Below are 15,108 nucleotides of genomic sequence, written 5' to 3' on the forward strand. Positions count from 1 at the left end.
ATGCCGCGTGCGCGATCGGCGCGGCTAGGCCGGAAGTCACGTTTGATTTCAGCGCGACGGAGACAGGCGGCTCAGTGGCCGTAGCCCAGGCGGTCGATCATGGGCTGCAACAAAGGCAGCACCGGCTCGAACTGTTCGCGGTAGCCGTGCCAGCGATTGACTGCCCGGGTGCTGATGCCCTGGGTGACCTGGGCATAGCTTGGTGTGCTGATGAAGCGCTTGCTGCGTGCGTGTTCGGCGAAGCGCGCCATGGGTGATGCGTCGGCAACGTCGAGGAACGCCGCCAGGCGAGCGAGGTGCTCGCTCGGACGCTCCACTACGGACTCGTAACGCCACTCGATCACCTGCGGCGCAAAGACCTCCACCTGCCGAAACCACTGCTCGAATGCGGCGACGTACCCGCGCGCGAGCCGCGGCAGGGACGAGCACAACACCATGAAGGCCGGCGAGCGGAACGACTGCATGGCGCAACTGAGCAGCACGTCGCAGGGGTGGCGCAGGCACAGGACGATGCGCGCCTGCGGGAACATTCGCATGATCATCGGCAGGCACAGCATGTTGAGCGGATTCTTGTCGACCAGTCGGCGTTGCCCGAGATCCGGAAGCACGCGCCCGACCATGCGGTAATAACTTGCCCGCAGTTGTTCCACCTCGGTCGCCGTCAGGTTCGCCAGGTCCGCAGGGTAGCGCTGGCCGACCTGCTCCATGCGCTCGGTCAGCTCGTGAATGAAGGCGCGCTCATCCATGGAGCGAAACGCCGGATGGGCATCGAGCATCTGCTCCAGCAGCGTGGTACCCGAGCGAGGGAAGCCCACCACAAACACCGGACTCTCCCGGCTGGCGGGGGCGCCCAACGGCCGCCAGCGGGCGTACGCCGCGCGGTCCACCTCCGCCATCTGCAGCGGCTGACTGTCCGGCGCCAGCAGTTCGGGCACCACCTCGCGCGCAATCTCCAGTTGCGCGGCGTGGGCCGTGTTCAAGGCCTGCCACGCGTCGGCGTGCAGCCCCTGCCGATCGTATGCCGTCGCCAAGCCGAATGCGGCACTGGAACGAGCCTCGGCGTCGACCTGCAGCGCAAGCACGCGCTGGTATAGCGCCGCGGCATCGGCCCAGGCCCCAGCGCGCATGGCCAGTGCGGCGTGCGCGCGCCAGCCGTCTGCGCGTGCCTGGCTGGCATCCGCCGGCAGCGCGTCCAGTGCCGCCAGCGGCACCTGCTCCAGTGCCTGCCGTGCCAGATCCAGTGCGTTGCTTCGCTCATGCAGCACGGCGCGCTGCGCGGCGATGCGTAGCCGCAGATGGTCGCCCTGGGGCGAGCCCGGTAACTGCGCCCGTGCCAACGTGCGCAGGGCCGCCTCCAGGTCGCCCTGGGTCGATAGCATCGCAGCCAGGATCAGTGCCTGCTCCGCCGGTTGGCCTGGCCAGTCGGCCGCCCCGGCAAGCATCGCTTCCTGGCAGGTGTTGTCTGCGCAGACGTAACACGCGTACGCAGCCTGCAGGCGCGCTTCGACGAAATCCGGCGAGCGGTCCACGGCGTCGAGCAGGGTCTCGCGCGCGAGCAGCCAGCAATGCTGCTGGACGTAGAGCAGGCCCAGGTTGTAGAGCACGTCGGCATCGTCTGGAGCGAGCGAGCGGGCCTTCGACAGGGCCTGCTCGGCGGCATCCGTATCGCCGCTCAGCCGACAGGCGACGCCCAGGTTGTTCCAGTAGGCGGAAACTTCCGGCCGTCGCTGCGCCAGCTGGCGAAACGTGATTGCGGCATCGTCGTAGCGGCCGGTGGCTTGCTCGGCCAGTGCGCGCCATACCTGGACACCCTCGTCGACCTCGTCACCGGCTTGGGCAGCCAGCGCGATGACGCGCTCCATGTCGCCGGCGTTGTAGGCGCTGGCCATGGCGCTGGCGAGGTGGACGGCGGGATCCGGCATGCGTCTCTCACTCGAAGTCGGCACTCGCATTATGCAAGAGGGGCCGCGGTGTCACCCACGGCCCCTCTGGATACCATTTAGGCCCTGCGGCCTTTGCCGGCGTGCTACGCCATCAGAACTTCACCGTCGCGCGCGCCCAGTAATAACGGCCGAGAACGTCATAGGTGGCGGTGTCCACGTTGTAGTTGGACCCGTTCTGATAAAGCAGCGGCGGTTGCTTGTCGAAGATGTTGTCCACCCCGACGTCGAAGCGGGTGTGGATCGACGGCACCGCATAGCCCAGCTGTATCGAGTGATAGATCACCGAAGCCACCGGGATGTTCACGCCGGTGATGGCGGCATCGGCATTGAGGGCGGTCAGGCGATGGATGTAGCGCGACTGCCACTGGGCGTTCCAGTTGCCCTTGTCCCAATTGAGTGTGGCCGTACCGCGCCAGCGCGCGATGTTGCCGAACTGCGGGGTAAAGGTGCCGGCATAGTTGATCGTCTTGGCTCCCGGCTGGCCGGGGGTGGCGTTGACGTTGTACGTAGAGGTGTAGCTGGTGTTCAGTGCCGCCCGGAAGTTGCCGGGATCCATGCTGCCCACATTGAAGTGCGGCAGCTTGTAGCGCAGCGTGTAGTCGATGCCGCTGGTGCTCAGGTTGCCCAGGTTCACCACCGGGGTGTTGATCAGGAACACCTGGCCGGGCTGCTTGCTGGTGTTGTCCTCGCGATGGATGAACGAGCAGTACGGACTGGCGGCGTTGTTGAAGCACGAGCTGACCACCGTGTCAGCCTGGATCGCGGTGAGCGTGTCCGACAGGTAGATGTGCCAGAAATCCAGGCTGGTGGACACGCCCGGCAGCCAGTCGGGGTCGTACACCAGGCCGAAGTCGATGGATTTGCCCTTCTCCGGCTTCAGCGTGGCGCCCACCGTGGCGGCGCCGGAATAGAACGTGTTGACCTGGGCCGGCGAGTTACCCGCCCAGTTCACCGGCACGTACTGGCAGGCCACCGGATGTGCCGCCAGGTCGGCCGCGCTCAGGCCCACGCAAGGGTCGTTGAGGTTCGGCTGCACCAGCGTGCGACCGTCGTAGAGCTCGTTGAGGTTCGGCGCCCGGAATACCTGGGACACCGTGCCGCGCACCAGCAGGTCGTCGGACGGTCGCCACTCGATCGCCACCTTACCGTTGGTGGTGGTGCCTGTGGTGCTGTAGTTGGAACTGCGCACGCCCAGGTCGAGGTTCAGCGAACGCACCCACGGCTTGTCCGCCAGCAGCGGGATCAGCGTCTCGGCAAAAACTTCCTTGACGTTGAAGCTGCCGCGTCCGGGCGAGCCGCAGGCTTCCTGCAGGATCTGGCAGGTGGTGGTGACCGGGTCGAGCACCGCGAAGTCGCTCACGGTGTAGTTCATGAACTGCTTGCGATACAGCGCGCCGACCGAGAGCTGCATCGTGCCGGCAGGCAGGTCCCACAGGTCGCCGCTGGCGTCCACCTGGGCCTGCTTGGTCGACTGGGTGAAGACGTAGATCGGCGTCTTCACGCCCGCGCTCAACAGCGAGCCGACCGCCGGGTCGGCCTGGTTGAAGATGTTGGCGCCACCGTCGACGGCCGCCTGCAGCGCGGGGATATCCACCTCGTTGGTGTCGCGCTGGTCGCGCTTGGTGTGGCTGTAGTTGACCGAGGCATCCCAGATCCAGCTGCTGCTATCGCCGAAGTTGCCGCGCAGCCCTGCGTTCACCTGCCCGGTATTGGTGGTGTAGCTGTGCACACGCGTACCGGCACCGGTCAGGCGGGTCTGGAAGTTGTAGCCGCTGTTCGGGTCGCCGTTCACCGGGTTCTGGCTGAAGGTGATGCCGAACGGATTGATCGGATTGCTGGCGGAAATGATCAGGCCATCACCGGTGCCTACCGGCGAGGGCGCGTCCTGTCCGCTGGACACCGTGTGGTTGTAGAACGCATCGACGAACGCGGTGACGTTGTCGGTGATGTTGAAGCTGCCCAGCACGAAGCCGTTGGTGCGCTTCTGCGCGGTCTGGATGTAGTTGAGCGCCGCATAGTTGTAGGTATCGGAGGCGAGACGGCAGCGGTAATCGCCCAGTGCCGAGCCATCGCCCGACGCCAGGGTCACCTGAGCGGTGCCGGACGAGTTGACGGCGCAGCCGTACTGGGCGGCGACCGAAGCCGGTACCTGGATGCGGCCGGTCGGGATCGAGCTGGAGCCCGCCGCTACCACCGCGCCGCTGGACAGGTACAGCTGCTGGCGGGAGAACTTGCGCCGCGCAGCGAGGGTCTCGTCGTACTTGTTGTAGTCCAGGCCGGCGGCGATGCTGTAGCCGTCGCCGGTGGTGCCTGCGGTGAGGTTGAAGCCGTGGCGCTTGGCGTCGCCATGGCTGGAGATGCCATCATTGAGGCTGAACTGCGCGCCCTTGTAGTTCTTGCGCAGGATGAAGTTCACCACGCCGCCGATCGCGTCCGAGCCGTACACCGTCGACGCGCCTTCGGCCAGCACGTCCACCCGCTCGATCATGTCCGGCGGAATCAGGTTGATGTCCGGGTTGGACATGCGCTGGCCGTCCACCAGCACCAGCGTGCGATTGATCCCCAGGCCGCGCAGCGAAACGCGCGAAGCGCCATCGCCGGCCTCGAGCAACGGGCTGGCCACGCCGCCGCCGTTGCTGTTGTTCTGTGGGTTGGTGGCGTTGCCCGAAATGCTCGGTAACTGCTGCAGCACGTCGCCAAGCACGGGCTTGCCCGAATTGGTGAGGGTCGAGCGATCCAGCGTCACGACCGGACTGGCCGTTTCCACATCGACGCGCTTGATCAGCGAGCCGGTCACCACCACCGATTGCAGGGTCTTGGCGTCCTTCTTGGACGGCGGCGCCGTCTGGTCCGTGGATTGCGGATTGTCAGGCGTGGTGGCTTGCGCCTGCGCCGCTCCGGCCACCGAGAAAATCCCCGCGCACAACGCCGTACGCACTGCCAACGACAAGCGATTCAAGTCGTGTTTCATATGCTCTCCCCGGTGAAGTGGATTCCCCTCCAACTCCCGCTTTTTCAAGCGTCTCGAGTATGCCAGCAAGGGCAGATCGGCCAGCAAGTGCCGGGGCGCAGCGACGGGACCTACGTCGCGCTACAAGCCTGAGCGGTTGAAGTCGCCGATGGCCGCGACCAGGTCGGTCACCGCCAGCCGCTCCACCTCGGTCAGGTCGGGGTTCCAGCTGTCCAGGATCAGCACCACCCGGGTCCGTGCGCTGTGGTTCCACGCTTCGTGCTCGAAGGTGTCGTCGAACGTGACGCAGCGGCCTTCTTCCCACGCATGAGTCTGGCCTCCCACGCGCAAGGCGCAATCCGGCGGCACGATCAGCGGGAGATGGGTGACCAGCCGCGTATTGGTGACCCCGCGGTGGGGCAGGATGTGGGTGCCGGGGCGTAGCACCGAGTAGAGCGTCTCCGGCGCGTGGTCGCGGATGCGCACCAGCGGCAGCGTGTCCAGCAACGCGCTGGTGTGCGGGCAGCGCGCGCAGTTAGCGTCGTAGCGCTCGCCGTGGCGGTAGAAAAAGAACGCGTCCCAGGCGGCCGCCTCCGCGCCGGTGGCCCCGAGCAGGTTGGCCGCCATCGCCTCGGCCGACGGTGCCCCCAGAAACGGCACCAGCGGGTCGTCCGCGCTGGCCAGTACCGCGAGCAGTTCCTTGCGTATCGTCTCCACCGCCGCCTCCAGCCGCGCATGCTCGGGAAAGCGCTCGCGCGGATAGAACGGCTGGCTCGGCACGCCCGGAAAGTACAGAAACAGGGGGCGCTGCCGCGGATCGGGTAGAGGGGCGGGCAGCTCGTGCAGATAGATCGCCAGGCATTGGTCGACTCGGGCCAGTTCCGTGCGCCCGTAGCGCTGGCGCAGCGGCTCGATGACGGCGTCGAATAGCTCGCGGCGCGTGGCGGCGACATACCGCGTGGCGTGCTTCACGGCATCGCGCAGCCCTGGCGCGGTGGTGTCGTCGCTGAGCCAGCGGCCCTGCGCTTGGGCAGCGTTGATCGCGCCGAGGTAGGTCATGGCGGCCTGGCGCCGTAGCCCCTGCTGCTCGAACACCACGCCGAGGCGCAGCTGCGCGACGAACAAGCCCGGTGCCAGCCCAAGGGCCGCCTGCAAGCTATCCGCAGCACCTGCCAGATCACCGGCCTGCACCTGCGCCGCGCCCAGCTGATGCAGCACCGCTGCATCGTGCGGATGGGCCTGCAGCGCCGTGCGCAGCCGCGCGATCGCACGCATTGCATCGCCCCGATCAAGCTCGCGCGAGGCCAGAAACTGCAGTGCCTCGGCGTCCGTGGGGAGCTGCTCGAGCAGGCGCCCATACGCCTGCTCGGCCAGCGCGAGGTCGCCGCGCTGCAACGCCGCCTGGGCCTGCGCGCGGCAGTCGGCGGTGGCGGTCTGAGGCCGGTGGTCCATCGGCGTCGTCATGGGCGCAGCGTACCCGACCGGTAGGCCCGCGCTAATGGCCGAGGGAGATCAGCGCGGGTAGCGGCTCTGCAAGAAGGCGAAGAACGCGCGCAGGCCCATCGCCTCGCCGCCGCGCGGGCGGCCGGGGCGGTCGGCGTCGTTCCAGGCGTAGGTGTCCAGGTGCATCCATGCCTGCGACTCGGGTACGAAGCGCTCCAGGTACAGCGCCGCGGTGATCGCACCGGCATGGCGCGAGCCGCCGGCGTTGGCCATGTCGGCGAGGTAGGAGTCCAGCATCTTGCGATACGGCCGCCACAGCGGCAGCTGCCACAGCGGGTCGGCGGTGCGCTTGCCGGCGGCGAGCACGGCGTCGGCCAGCTCCTCGCGATTGGCGAACAGCGCCGGCAGGTCCGGGCCCAGCGCCACGCGGGCGGCGCCGGTGAGGGTGGCGAAATCCACGATCAGGTCGGGCTTCTGCTCACTGGCGTAGGCCAGCGCATCGCACAGAATCAGCCGGCCCTCGGCGTCGGTGTTGTCCACTTCCACGGTGATGCCGGCGCGGGTGGTAATCACCTCGCCCGGGCGCATCGCGTTGCCGCTCACCGCATTCTCCACCGCCGGCACCAGCAGGGTGAGCCGCACCGGCAGCTTCGCCTCCATTACCAGCGAGGCCAGCGCAATGGCGTGCGCGGCGCCGCCCATGTCCTTCTTCATCCAGCGCATGCCGTCGGAGGGCTTGAGATCCAGCCCGCCGGTGTCGAAGCACACGCCCTTGCCCACGATCACCAGCTTCGGATCGCCGCTCTTGCCCCAGCTCAGCTCGATCAGGCGCGGCGCGCGATGGCTGGCGCGGCCCACCGCGTGAATGGTGGGGAAGTTGTGCTTGAGCAGCTCGTCGCCCACCCAGTCGCGCACCTTGGCCTTGTGGGCCTTGCCCAGCTTGGTGATGGCATCGCCCAGATGTTCCGGACCCATGTCCTCGGTGGGCGTGTTGACCAGGTCGCGCACCAGCGTGGTGGCCTGCACCAGGGGTGCCAGCACTTTCAGGTCGTCGCCCGGAATGGCCAGCGTGGCCGGCGCGCGGCGCGCCTTGCGGTAGCGGGTGAACTGGTAGGCGCCCAGCGCCCAGCCCAGCGCAACGTGCTGCGCGTCCAGCGCCACGCCTTCCTCGGCCAGGTGGTACACGCCCACCGGCAGCGTGCCGGGCAGGCCGGCCAGCGCGCCGAGTGCGTCGTTCCCTTCCACGCCCGCCAGCACGCGCACCAGTTTGCCGTTGGCGTCGGCCAGCAGCGCGTGCGTGCCCGGTGCCGCGGTGAAGGCGCACTCGTCCAACCAGCGCTTTTGCGCGGCGCTCAGCCGTTTGCGCGCAGCGGACAGGCTGGCGGCCGTGACGGCTTCGACGGGAATGCTGCGGCGGTCGCCACGCTTGCGTTCGATCAGGGCGGACATGGAGGCTCCTTGGCGTCGCGCCGCGGTTCGGCGCGCTGGCTTGAATGGGTGTGGTCCGGTATCGCGGGAACGTATGGCGTTCGCCACCGGCATGCCGGACAGCACAACATGATGCGCGCTTTCGCCGATGCCTGCCTACGCCGGGTGCTGTGCCTCGAGCCAGTCGGCGAGGGCGGCCATGTCCGGCAAGTCCAGTTCGGGTGGATCGCCCAGCTCGGCCGGCCAGGGATCGCCGCGGCGATTGATCCAGGCCGTGCGCAGCCCGGCGTCCCGCGCGCCGGCCACGTCGAGCACCGGATCGTCACCCACGTGCAGCACCTCGTGCGGCGCCACGCCGAGCTGCGATACGGCGGCGTGGAAAATCTGCGGCTGGGGTTTCGGCACGCCCACCTCGCGCGCGCTCACGTGGTGGCGAAAGTGCGCCGCGATGCCCACGCGTTCCAGGTCGGCGTTGCCGTTGGTGAGGCTGGCCACCGGCCAGCGCGCGGCGATGCGGCGCAGCGCCGGCAGGCTGTCCAGGTAGAGTTCCACCCGGTTGCGTGCGCTGAAATACACTTCCCACAGCGCTTCCACCGGCGCCTCGTCCAGGCCGCAGGCGGCAAACGCGTAGCGCATGGTGAGGTGGCGCTGGGTGGTGAAGTCGTGCGCCAGGTCCACGCGCTCGGCGGCGACGCGGGCGCGCAGCTCGCGCATCGCCGGAATCGGCCAGGCCGCCGCTACCGCCGGATGGTGTTCGCGCAACCAGGCATCCACCTCCTGGTCGGCGCGTTCCAGCGCCGGCAGCACCGGCCACAGCGTGTCATCCAGGTCCAGCGTGACCGCGCGGATGCCTCCCTCCACGGCGATCAGTGCTGGCTGACAACCAGGGTCTGGCCGGGCTTCACGCTGTCGCTGGTGAGGTGGTTCCAGCGGCGCAGGTCGGCCACATCCACCGAGTGCTTGCGCGCGATGGAGAACAACGTGTCGCCGCGGCTCACCTTGTACGACTTGGCGCCCTTCGGCGTGGTGTCGTAAGCGGTGGCGGTGACCTTGGCAAAGCGGCTGTCGTCGGCCTTCTCCACCGTGGTGGCTTCACCGCTTACGCCGGCCAGGCTCGCACGGGGCGTGGCCGCGGCCTTCTTCGCTTCGGCTTCCTTGGCGCGACGTTCTTCCAGTGCCTGGCGCGCGGCCAGCGTGCGCTCGGAAGTCGGCGCCTGCGCCGCCTGCGAAGCGTAGGTGGCGCCCGGCGCGGCGATCGGCGGCTTGGAGGCGGTAGGCGGCACGGCACGGGCGCCCACTTCGGCCAGGATGCGGGCGCGGCGCGCGTCGTCCATCGAGGCCAGCGTGGCGCCGTCCTGGTAGGGCACCAGGCCGTGGCGGCGGATCACCGCCTTGGCCGCGTCGGAGTTCACGAAGTCCACGAACTCCTGCGTCTGCGCGGCCTTCGGGCTGTTGGAATTGGTGATCAGGTAGAGCTGGGTGAACAGCGGATAGCTGCCGTTGGCCACGGTGCTGGTGGAGGGCGCCACGCCGTTGATGCGGATCATCTTCATCTTCGGGTTGCCCACCGCGTTGGACAGCGTGGTGGCGCCGAGCCCCTTGGGATCGAGCGCAATGCCTTCCTGCAGCTTGGTGGTGTTGACGTACAGGCGCGGCGCAGCCACCGGTTGGGTGCCGCGGCCGAACAGCAGCTTGCGCAGGCTGAACTCCACGCCGTCGGCCGGGCTGGCCACGGCGTACAGGTCGATCGGCTCGTTCTTGCCGCCCACCTGGCTCCAGTTGGTGATCTTGCCGTAATAGATGTCGTGCACCTGCGACAGCGTGAGGCTGCTCACCGGGTTGGACGGGTGCGTCACCATCACCAGGCCGTCCCACGCCACCGGCGTAAAGGTGAGCCCGGCTTCCTGCGGGCTGCCGCTGGCGCCGCGCGCCGCGCCGGCCAGGTCCGCCGTGCCGGTGCGCACGGCATCCAGGCCCGAGGCGGTATTGAACGTCTGCAGCTCGATGCGGCCGTGGCCGGCCTTCTGCCAGGCCTGCGCCACGTCGGTCACCACGCCGTGCGCCACGGTCACGTCGCCGCGCCAGATCAGCGAGCCGCTCGCGCTCGGCGCGGATTTGCCGTGGGCGGACTTGCCGCTGGATCCGTGCGTCTTGGCGACAACGGGCGTGGTGGCGACGAGGCAGGCACCGATCAGGGCGACAGGCAGCAGGCGGACTAGACGGACGGACATGATGATGAGCTACCTCGGACGTGCTTGGGGGTACGACAGGGCGTGACGCGGCGCCTTGCGGGCAGGGGCAAGGCGGAAAGAGGGCTATTTCATCGGTCCGCCCCCCAAACATCAAGCACGCGCAACGGCTGGCGTTAAGGAAGCGGCGCCCCTGTGCGCCGCTTCACTGTCCGCCTGTGCGCCGGTCGTTAGCCGGCGCGTCAGTTCATCAGCACGTAGTGCATGCCCTGATCGTCGGCGATCGCCAGCGCCAGCTGGCGCGGACGCACCCCGGCCAGCGCCTGCAGCCCGCGCACGCTGGTGATGCGGCGGTTGCCGATGCCGATCAGCACGTCGCCCTGCTGCAGCCCCGCGCGCGCGGCGATGCTGCCCGGCTGCACCGCGGTGACGCGCACGCCGGCCAGCCCCTGCGAGCGCTCGCTCTGGCTCAGCTCACTGAAACTTACGCCGGTGAGTCGCGGGTCGAGCCGTGCACCTTCCACCGTGGCCAGCTTCTCCGCCGCCAGCATGGCGTGCACCTGGCGCGTCTTGCCTTCGCGCAGCAGGCCCAGCGTCACCTCGCTGCCCAGCGGCAACAGGCCCTCGCTGTTGCGCAGCTCGTCGCTGTCGCGCAGCGGCTTGCCGTTGAGCGTGGTGAGCACGTCGCCAGGCTCGATGCCCGCGGCCGCCGCCGGCGAGCCCTCGCTCACCCGCGTCACCACCGCGCCTTCGGTGTTGCTCACCCCCAGCAGCTTGGCGATGCGCGGGGTGATGTCCTGCGTCTGCACGCCCAGGCTGCCGCGCTGCACCTTGCCGTGCGCAATGAGCTGCTTCATCACCTCGCCAGAGAGGTTGGTGGGAATCGCAAAGCCGATGCCCGCGCTGGCGCCCGAGGGCGAGAAGATCATCGAGTTGATGCCCACCAGCTCGCCGCGCAGGTTCACCAGCGCGCCGCCGGAATTGCCCGGGTTGATCGAGGCATCGGTCTGGATGAAGTTCTGGTAGTTGGTGCCGCCCAGGCCCGAGCGGCCCAGCGCCGAAACGATGCCCGAGGTCACCGTCTGGCCCAGCCCGAACGGGTCGCCCACCGCCACCACGAAATCGCCCACCTGCAGCTTGGAGGAGTCCGCCATCGGCAGCGCTTGCAGCCCGCTGGCCTTGATCTGCACCACCGCCACGTCGGTATCCGGGTCGGTGCCGATCAGCGTGCCCTTGAAGTTGCGCCCGTCCTGCAGCGTCACCGTGATGTCGTCGGCGCCGCCCACCACGTGGTTGTTGGTGAGGATGTAGCCCTTGGCCGCATCCACCACCACGCCCGAGCCCAGGCTCTGCTCGGTGCGCTCGCGCGGCGTGTCGGGCAGGCCGAAGAACTGGCGAAACAGCGGATCGTCGAAATACGGATCGCGCACCGGCACGCGTGTCTTGGTGGAGATGTTCACCACCGCCGGCGTCACCTTGTGCAGCATCGGCGCCAGCGAAGGCATCGGCTGGCCATCCACCGCCGGCGGCAGCGCTGCCCGGCTGGTCAACGGCAGCGCGCCCAGCGCCAGCACGCTGCACAGCCCGAGCGTGCGCGTGATGCGACCCATCCAGTGCTTCATCGATTTCCTCCTCGTTCGTGCGATCTCGTGCCATGCGGCGTGGAAGCGGTCGGTATCCGCCGCCGCGAACCGCTGTTCGACTGCCGCCGCGCGCATGGGTTCCGGGTGGGCGATGTGCGGGGTGTCGCAGGGCATTTCCAGTGCTGGCGCGGGCCGCCGCGCAGCGCCCGCCGATGCATGTCGCGACATGCTCCGCGCGGGCTGTCGCCCTACCGTCAAAACACGCAAAAAATTCTTTACAACCCGCGCGCCCAGCAGTACGGTCTCCATCCGTTCGCACCACAATATCTTGTGTGCGCGTCCCTGGGTTTCACCCCAGAGCTGGTGTGGTGATGGTTGTCTCTCGAAGGGGGAGGCCGTCGCAACAAGCGATCCTGCAAGGTAGGTCGGCCACGGGCCAAAGAGCCTGGGCCAAGCGCCGGCGAGTCGTTGCGAACGGTCTGGTCGAATACAACTACGTGCCGTCGTGAGGCGGCACCCGGAGGTCAGTAAACCGATGAGTACCGCTCGCGCGCCAGCAGTGGGTCGTGACGCTGTGGAGATCCCTCTGCAGCCGGCGTCCTACGACATCTGGGACAAGAAATACCGCTTGAAGAACAAGGCCGGCGAACCGGTCGACGACAGCGTGGATGGCACCTACCGTCGCGTGGCGCGCGCGCTGTCCGAAGTGGAAGCCACCCCCGAGCTGCGCGAACACTGGAACGAACGCTTTCTGTGGGCGCTGCGCCGTGGCGCCATCCCCGCCGGCCGCATCACCTCCAACGCCGGCGCGCTGGAGCACAAGCCCGCCACCTCCACCATCAACTGCACCGTCTCGGGCACCATCCGCGACTCCATGGACGACATCCTGGAGAAGGTGCACGAGGCCGGCCTCACCCTGAAGGCCGGCTGCGGTATCGGCTACGAGTTCTCCACGCTGCGTCCGCGCGGCGCGTACGTGTCCGGCGCCGGCGCCTACACGTCCGGCCCGCTGTCGTTCATGGATATCTACGACAAGATGTGCTTCACCGTGTCCTCCGCCGGCGGCCGCCGCGGCGCGCAGATGGGCACGTTCGACATCTCCCATCCGGACGCCAAGGAGTTCATCCGCGCCAAGCGCGAAGATGGCCGCCTGCGCCAGTTCAACCTCAGCCTGCTGATCACCGACGGCTTCATGCAGGCGGTGGAGCACGACACCGACTGGCCGATGGTTTTCCCCATCCACGTCAAGGAGCAGGGCGAGCTCGACCTCAACGACACCAGCAAGGTGGTGTGGCGGGAGTGGCCCACCCACGACAACTACATCGCCCGCGAAGACGGCCTGGTGGCCTGCAAGATCTACGGCACCATCCGCGCCCGTCACCTGTGGGACATGATCATGGTCTCCACGTACGACTACGCGGAGCCCGGGTTCATCCTGATCGACAAGGTCAACGAGATGAACAACAACTGGTGGTGCGAGCACATCCGCGCCACCAACCCCTGCGGTGAGCAGCCGCTGCCGCCGTACGGCTCGTGCCTGCTCGGCTCGGTCAACCTCACCACCTTCGTGCGCGACCCGTTCGGCCCCAAGGCCCGTTTCGACTGGGACGAGTACCGCGAAGTGGTGAAGGTGTTCACCCGCATGCTCGACAACGTGGTGGAGATCAACGGCCTGCCGCTGCCGCAGCAGCGCGACGAGATCATGAACAAGCGCCGCCACGGAATGGGCTTCCTGGGCTTAGGGTCCACGCTCACCATGCTCAAGATGCGCTACGGCACCGCCGACGCGGTGAGCTTCACCGAAGACGTCTCGCGCGAAATGGCCGTGGCCGGCTGGGAAGTGGCGCTGGAGCTGGCCAAGGAAAAGGGCCCCGCGCCCATCCTCGCCCGCGAGTTCACCGTTACCGGCGACATGCTGCGCAAGCGTCCGGAAATGGCGAAGGACGGCTACAAGGTGGGTGACACCATCACCGGCGCCAAGCTGCACGCCAAGTACAGCCGCTACATGCAGCGCATCGCCACCGTGGCGCCCAACCTGGTGAACGAGCTGGCCGAAACCGGCGCGCGCTTCACCCATCACTCCTCGATCGCGCCCACCGGCACGATCTCGCTGTCGCTGGCCAACAATGCCTCCAACGGTATCGAGCCCAGCTTTGCCCACCACTACTCGCGCAACGTGATCCGTGAGGGCAAGAAGTCCAAGGAAAAGGTGGAGGTGTACAGCTACGAGCTGCTCGCCTACCGCGAGCTGATCAACGCCAAGGCCATGCCCTTCAGCACCGAGGCCGAGGCCAAGCTGCCCGACTACTTCGTGGCCGCCGACGACATCAGCCCCAAGGAGCACGTGGACATCCAGGCCGCCTCGCAGAAATGGATCGACTCGTCCATTTCCAAGACCGCCAACGTGCCCACCGACTACCCCTACGAAGACTTCAAGGACATCTACTTCTACGCGTACAAACAGGGCCTCAAGGGCTGCACCACGTTCCGCTTCAACCCCGCCGCATTCCAGGGCGTGCTGGTGAAGGAAGCCGACCTTGAGAACACCCTCTACCGCTTCGAATTGGAAGACGGTAGCGTTGTCGAACTGAAGGGCAATGAGCAGGTGGAATACGACGGTGAAATGCACACCGCCGCCAACCTCTTCGATGCTCTGAAGGAAGGCTATTACGGCAAGTTCTGAGTTCTCGAAAGAGGGCCGGCAACAGAGAGTTCTAGTCTTGCCCGCGGCGGTCTCCGCTGCGGGCGCACGGCAAGCACCAATAACAGTCGGAGGGGAACCCCAACCATGTCCATCGATACCGAAGTGAAAGACGTTGTTGCACCGGCCGCTGACGCGGCGCCCGTGGCCCAGCCGGCGATGCCGGCCGTGACCCCGGCCGCGCCGAAGAAGGCCCCGGCCAAGAAGAAGCCCGCCAAGAAGGCTGCAGCCAAGAAGGCCGCACCGAAGAAGGCAGCCGCCAAGAAGACCGCCAAGAAGGCGGTGAAGAAGGCCGCCGCCAAGAAGGCTGCACCGAAGAAAGCCGCCGCCAAGAAAACCGCCAAGAAAGCGGTGAAGAAGGCAGCAGCGAAGAAGGCCGCCCCCAAGAAGGCAGCCGCCAAGAAAACCGCCAAGAAGGCCGCGCCGAAAAAGGCCGCCGCCAAGAAGGCCGTGAAGAAAGTCAGCAGCAAGAAGACGGCGAAGAAAGCCGCCCCCAAGAAGACGGCCAAGAAGGCCGCCGTGAAAAAGGCCGCCCCCAAGGCAGCCAAGAGGTCCACTGCCAGCAAGAAGGCGAGCGTGAAGGTGGCGAAGGCGAAGAAGCCCGCCGTCAAGAAGGCCGCCCGCAAGAAGTAAGTCGTCAACGCAGCCGGCCCGGCTCGCCGGGCCGGCTGTCTTTTCTCCAGGCGCACGCTCCGTGATGCGCGCAGACGCCGAGGCCCCGCCTCCCGCCGCCGTCACCGGCCTCGCCCATAGCCGTCATTCCCGCGAAAGCGGGAATCCATTTCGCTCTCAGCGACTCAAGTGGATTCCCGCATTCGCAGGCAAAACGAACCACCCGGCCGCCTCTGACGCGCCCCAGACCAACGAGACA

The 15,108-nt window shown here is 67.6% G+C and carries 9 protein-coding genes; 2 read left to right on the plus strand and 7 right to left on the minus strand.

The window, feature by feature from the left end:
• Window positions 1-71: 71 nt before the first annotated feature.
• The 7 genes from ACQVBX_RS17035 to ACQVBX_RS17065 all read right to left on the minus strand — a co-directional run bounded on the left by ACQVBX_RS17035 (window position 72) and on the right by ACQVBX_RS17065 (window position 11,575).
• Window positions 72-1,922 carry a sulfotransferase gene (locus ACQVBX_RS17035; RefSeq protein WP_431635605.1) on the minus strand — a complete coding sequence of 617 codons (1,851 nt, stop codon included), beginning with the start codon at window positions 1,920-1,922 and terminating at the stop codon, window positions 72-74.
• A gap of 112 nt (window positions 1,923-2,034) precedes the next feature.
• Window positions 2,035-4,914 (minus strand): TonB-dependent receptor domain-containing protein, encoded by a 2,880-nt coding sequence (locus ACQVBX_RS17040; RefSeq protein ID WP_431635607.1) that lies wholly within the window; start codon window positions 4,912-4,914, stop codon window positions 2,035-2,037.
• Window positions 4,915-5,034: 120 nt separating this feature from the next.
• A complete protein-coding gene (locus ACQVBX_RS17045) occupies window positions 5,035-6,345 on the minus strand; it encodes an aspartyl/asparaginyl beta-hydroxylase domain-containing protein (protein WP_431635608.1) in 1,311 nt (436 codons plus the stop codon).
• 60 nt (window positions 6,346-6,405) lie between these two features.
• Entirely contained in the window at window positions 6,406-7,785 is a 1,380-nt protein-coding gene (locus tag ACQVBX_RS17050) for a leucyl aminopeptidase family protein (RefSeq protein WP_431635611.1), read from the minus strand.
• A 135-nt stretch (window positions 7,786-7,920) separates the two neighbouring features.
• On the minus strand, window positions 7,921-8,625 hold the full coding sequence (locus ACQVBX_RS17055) for an HAD family hydrolase (RefSeq protein ID WP_431635613.1): 705 nt from the start codon (window positions 8,623-8,625) through the stop codon (window positions 7,921-7,923).
• Between the two features lie 5 nt (window positions 8,626-8,630).
• Window positions 8,631-9,995, minus strand: coding sequence for a LysM peptidoglycan-binding domain-containing protein (locus tag ACQVBX_RS17060; protein WP_431635615.1), 1,365 nt, complete (start codon window positions 9,993-9,995; stop codon window positions 8,631-8,633).
• A 200-nt stretch (window positions 9,996-10,195) separates the two neighbouring features.
• Window positions 10,196-11,575, minus strand: coding sequence for a DegQ family serine endoprotease (locus ACQVBX_RS17065; protein ID WP_431635617.1), 1,380 nt, complete (start codon window positions 11,573-11,575; stop codon window positions 10,196-10,198).
• Between the two features lie 496 nt (window positions 11,576-12,071).
• Here ACQVBX_RS17065 and ACQVBX_RS17070 point away from each other — a divergent pair, with 496 nt between their 5' ends.
• Both ACQVBX_RS17070 and ACQVBX_RS17075 read left to right on the plus strand, forming a co-directional pair.
• On the plus strand, window positions 12,072-14,219 hold the full coding sequence (locus tag ACQVBX_RS17070; protein ID WP_431635619.1) for an adenosylcobalamin-dependent ribonucleoside-diphosphate reductase: 2,148 nt from the start codon (window positions 12,072-12,074) through the stop codon (window positions 14,217-14,219).
• 105 nt (window positions 14,220-14,324) lie between these two features.
• Window positions 14,325-14,870, plus strand: a complete 546-nt coding sequence (locus tag ACQVBX_RS17075; protein WP_431635621.1) for a hypothetical protein — start codon at window positions 14,325-14,327, stop codon at window positions 14,868-14,870.
• Window positions 14,871-15,108: the final 238 nt, after the last annotated feature.

It is taken from the genome of Dyella thailandensis (assembly GCF_050749815.1).
Lineage (GTDB): Bacteria > Pseudomonadota > Gammaproteobacteria > Xanthomonadales > Rhodanobacteraceae > Dyella_A.